This is a genomic window from bacterium, assembly GCA_030654305.1.
Classification (GTDB): Bacteria; Krumholzibacteriota; Krumholzibacteriia; order LZORAL124-64-63; family LZORAL124-64-63; genus PNOJ01.
Genome location: JAURXS010000177.1, coordinates 1 through 4,467, shown reverse-complemented (window position 1 = coordinate 4,467; position 4,467 = coordinate 1). Strand labels below are relative to the sequence as shown.

Genomic DNA, 4,467 nt, shown 5'->3' with positions numbered 1-4,467 from the left:
CGCAGGCCCCGCTCCTGGCTGCCGCCGGTGATCTGCGGGCGCAGCTCCACCCGCGGATCGCGGGCGCGCACGATCAGGGCGCCGGCGCCCTTGGGGCCGTAGATCTTGTGGGCCGAGAGGGCGAGCAGGCCGATGCCGTCGGCGCGGAAGTCCAGGGGCACCTTGCCGGCGGCCTGAGCGGCGTCGACGTGGCAGACGATGCCGCGCTCCCGGCACGCCGCCGCGATCCGCGCCCAGGGCTGCAGGGTCCCGATCTCGTTCTGGGCGGCGTTGACCGCGACCAGGCGCGTGTCGTCGGTCAGGGCGTCGGCCACCGCGGCGGCCGGGACCAGGCCGTCCGGGCCGCAGGGCACGCGGACCACCTGCCAGCCGCGCGCCGCCAGGACGTCGAGGGTGCGGTCGACCGAGGAGTGCTCGAGGGTGGTGGTCACGATGCGGCCCGGCTGCGGCCACAGGTCCGCCGTGCCCCGCAGCGCGAGGTTGTTGGCCTCGGTGGCGCCGCTGGTGAAGACCACCTCGCGCGGTTCGCAGCCGACGAGCGCGGCGACCTCCGCCCGCGCGTTCTCGGCCAGGGCCTGGGCCGACCAGCCGAAGGCGTGCGTGCCGCTCGAGGCGTTGCCGAAGTGCTCGCGCAGCACGTCGGTCATGGCGGCGAGCACCACGGGATCCACGGGCGTGGTCGCCAGGTGGTCCAGGTAGATGGGCGTTCCTGCCGGCATCGCGCCCCCCCCGTCAGCCCAGGGCGAGCATGCGCTCGATCGGCCGCAGCGCCGCGACCCGCAGGTCCTCGGGCACCACGATCTCGGGCGCGCGGTCGCGCAGGCACAGGTAGAGTTTCTCGAGCGTGTTGCGCTTCATGTAGGGGCACTCGTTGCAGCTGCAGGACTCGTCGGCGCCCGGCACCGTCAGGAAGGTGCGGCCGGGATTCTCGCGGCGCATCCGGTGCAGGATCCCCGGTTCGGTCAGGACGATGATCTCGGTCGCCGCGGCCTCGCGGGCGAAGCGCAGCAGGTCGGTCGTCGAACCGATGCGGTCGGCGTGCCGCAGCAGGGCCGCGGTGCACTCGGGGTGGGCCAGCACGGCGGCGCCGGGATGCAGGGTCTTCAGCTCGACGAGGCGACGCTCGCTGAACTGCTCGTGGACCTCGCAGCTGCCGGGCCAGAGCACGAGGTCGCGGTCGAGCTGCTTCGCGACCCAGGCGCCCAGGTGGCGGTCCGGCGCGAAGACGACCGGCCGGTCGCGGGGGATCGACGCCACCACGCGCACGGCGTTGCTGCTGGTGCAGATGATGTCGCTCATCGCCTTGGTCGCGGCGGAGCAGTTGATGTAGCTCACCACGACGTGCCCGGGGTGCCGGTCCAGGAAGGCGCGGAACTCGTCCGGGGGGCAGCCGTCGGCCAGGCTGCAGCCCGCCTCGAGGTCCGGCAGCAGGACCTGGCGGGTCGGGTTGAGGATCTTGGCGGTCTCGGCCATGAAGTGGACGCCGGCGAACACGATCACCTCGGCGTCGGTGCGGGCCGCCTCCCGGCTGAGCTGCAGGCTGTCCCCGACGAAGTCGGCCAGGTCCTGGATTTCGCCGTCCTGGTAGTAGTGGGCGAGGATCACGGCGTTCAGCCGGCGGCGCAGCTCCCCGATGGCGGCAACCAGTTCCTGCCCGGTCGGCACCGGGGGGTGGACGGGAGCGTTCATGGCCGGGGATCCTTCCTGAAGGCGTCCGAGGGTCACCCGGCCATAGTCGCCACAGGCACCCGGCGGGGCAAGTCCTTATGGACAACCCCCCCCCGGATGCTTAATATTCATGGGTCGCCGGGCCGTCGGCGAGCGTCTCGCGCCGGCCCGGCCGGCGCCACACCCCACATCAGCCTCGAGGGACCGAAGCGACATGACACAAGGAACTTCGAGCGATCGCCGCCGTACCGCGGCGCTCCGGTCGACGGTGACTTTCCGCGTCCTGCTCGCGCTGGCCGCCCTGTTCGCGGCGAGCCTGGCGTTCGTCGGCTGCGGTGACGACGACCCGCCGACCGTGATCCAGACGCCCCTGCCCGAACCCGCTCCCTCCTACCGGCTGATGTCGGTCTGGGGCACCGGTCCGCAGGACGTCTTCGCCGTCGGCCAGCCGGGGGTCATCCTCCACTACGACGGCGAGTGGGCGCTCACCACGGTGCCGGACACGACCCTGACCGCCGTCTGGGGCGCCTCGTCCGGCGACGTCTACGCCTGCGGGCACAACGGCGCGATCTGGCATTACGACGGCGCCGCCTGGAGCCGCCAGAACAGCGGCACCGGCAAGGACCTCTTCGACATCGGCCGCGGCCCCTACGGCGAAGTCTACGCCGTCGGCAAGGACGGCACGGTCCTGCGCCGCAGCGGCGCCGGCTGGACCCCGGAGGAGAACCGGGCCTACCGCTACGCCACGACCGGCGCGCCGATCGACACGCTCATCTTCTCCCTGGACTGGAACACCGTCACGCGCGTCACGCCCTACGCCATCGGCGGCGACCGCGCCACCGTGATCATGGAGAACGGGCACGACGATTACGACCACCGCTGGCTCTGGGGCAACTTCGAGGACCCCCTGTACAACCTGATCAGCGCGGCCAGCGGCAGCGACGTGCTGGGCGACAACTACATGGCCAGCGAGTCGGGCAAGCTCTTCTACCTCTCGGAGAACCTGGACGGGCTCCGGGAGTGGAAGCTGCTGCGCCACAACGGCATTCAGGCCGTCCCCTCGACCTTCCCCGAGAGCGTCTCCGGGCTCTGGCTCGACGTCGACGCCGGCCTGATCTACCTCACGACGCCGTACGGCAAGGTGGCCACGATGTCGCGCGACGGCGCCCGCACGAGCACCGTGCTGGCCACCGGCGGCTGGTTCACCGACGTCTGGGGTTCCTCGAGCACCGACATCTACGTCACGGGCTACAACGGCGTCCTCTACCACTTCGACGGCAACAATTGGACCCGCCTGACCGTACCCGTGCCCGAGGGCGCCGGCAAGGCCCTGCTCCCCGCCGACGGCGCCAGCAGGACCGTCTACTGATCCGCCCACACCCTGCGCCCGGCCGCCTTCCGGCGGCCGGGCCGCCCCTGAACCCATCCAGGAGGTACCACATGCACCGGACGGCCCGCCGGCTGACGGCGTTCGTCACCCTCGCGCTCGCCCTGGCAGCTTTCGCCGCGCCGGCGGCGGCCTACGACCCCGATCCCGCCACGCCGCGCAGCGAGATCCCGCAGCAGTACCAGTGGCGGTACGACCACGTCTTCCCCTCCGTCGCCGCCTGGGAAAAGGAACTGGCGGCGGTCGAGACGCTGGTGCCGTCGCTCGGCGGGTACGAGGGACACCTCTGCGAATCGGCCGACAGCCTCTACGGCGCCCTGAAGGCGACCGAGGACGCCGTGCAGCGCCTCTACAAGCTGTACGTCTACACCCAGCTGCGTCTGGACCCCGAGCTGTCCGACGCCGTGAACCAGCAGATGCAGGGCAAGGTCGGCTTCCTGTTCCAGGAGTTCGGCAGCGTCGTCTCCTACATGGAGCCCGAGATCCTCGCGGTCGACCAGGCCGTCATCAACGGCTACCTCGCCGCGAAGCCCGAGCTGAAGATCTACCAGTTCTACTTCGACAACATGTTCCGCATGAAGCAGTACTCGCTCAGCAAGGCCGAGGAGCGCGTGCTGTCGATGGCGGGCCAGGTCCGCGGCGCGTCGGCCGAGGTCAGCGAGAAGCTGCGCGACATCGACCTGAAGTTCCCGCCGGTCGTCCGCGAGGACGGCACGATGGAGCCCCTGACCCTGGCCGGCTGGGGCCGGGCCCGCTCGAGCGAGTCCTACAACGTGCGCCGCCAGGCCACCGACGCCTTCTTCACGACCTTCCGCCAGTACGAGAACACGCTGGCGGCGACCCTCGACGGCGTCGTGAAGTCGCACCTGCTGACCAAGGAGCTGCGCGGCTACGACAGCTGCCTCGAGGCGGCGCTCAAGGGCGACAACATCAGCACCGCCACCTACCGGATGCTGATCGACACGATCAACGCCAACCTCGCGCGCACCATGCACAAGTACGTGGACCTGCGCCGCAAGGTCATGGGCATCGAGGGGCCGCTCACCTTCCCGAACCTGTACAACCCCATGCTCGAGGACGTCGAGGTCAGCTACACCTACGAGCAGGGCCGCGACCTGATCCTCAAGGGCCTCGCCCCCATGGGCCGGGAGTACGTCGGCCTGCTGGCCTCGGGCACCGACCCCGCCAACGGCTGGATCGACGTCTTCCCGAACCGGGCCAAGCGCACCGGCGCCTACAGCACGGGCATCGTCGCCCGCGACATCCACCCGTTCGTGCTGCACAACTTCGACAACACGCTCGACGCGGTGTTCACCACCGCCCACGAGTACGGCCACGCGCTGCACTCCTACTACTCCAGCAAGTACCAGCCGCCGGTGTACTCCGACTACACCACGTTCCTCGCCGAGGTC

At 70.7% G+C, this 4,467-nt stretch carries 4 protein-coding genes; 2 read left to right on the top strand and 2 right to left on the bottom strand.

The features are described from left to right. On the bottom strand, positions 1-719 hold a 719-nt coding region (locus Q7W29_04695), incomplete at its 3' end, for an aminotransferase class V-fold PLP-dependent enzyme (protein ID MDO9171115.1). Between the two features lie 13 nt (positions 720-732). After that, positions 733-1,689: a quinolinate synthase NadA gene (nadA, locus tag Q7W29_04690; GenBank protein ID MDO9171114.1), complete on the bottom strand. Its 957-nt coding sequence runs from the start codon at positions 1,687-1,689 to the stop codon at positions 733-735. Between the two features lie 247 nt (positions 1,690-1,936). Here nadA and Q7W29_04685 point away from each other — a divergent pair, with 247 nt between their 5' ends. After that, positions 1,937-3,037, top strand: a complete 1,101-nt coding sequence (locus tag Q7W29_04685) for a hypothetical protein (GenBank protein MDO9171113.1) — start codon at positions 1,937-1,939, stop codon at positions 3,035-3,037. A gap of 71 nt (positions 3,038-3,108) precedes the next feature. Then, positions 3,109-4,467 (top strand): M3 family metallopeptidase (locus Q7W29_04680; protein MDO9171112.1); only part of this gene is annotated, 1,359 nt, incomplete at its 3' end.

What these genes read in the sequence shown, in the direction of transcription:
- nadA (MDO9171114.1), bottom strand. Translation starts at nt 1,689, where the DNA reads ATGAACGCTCCCGTCCACCCCCCGGTGCCGACCGGGCAGGAACTGGTT.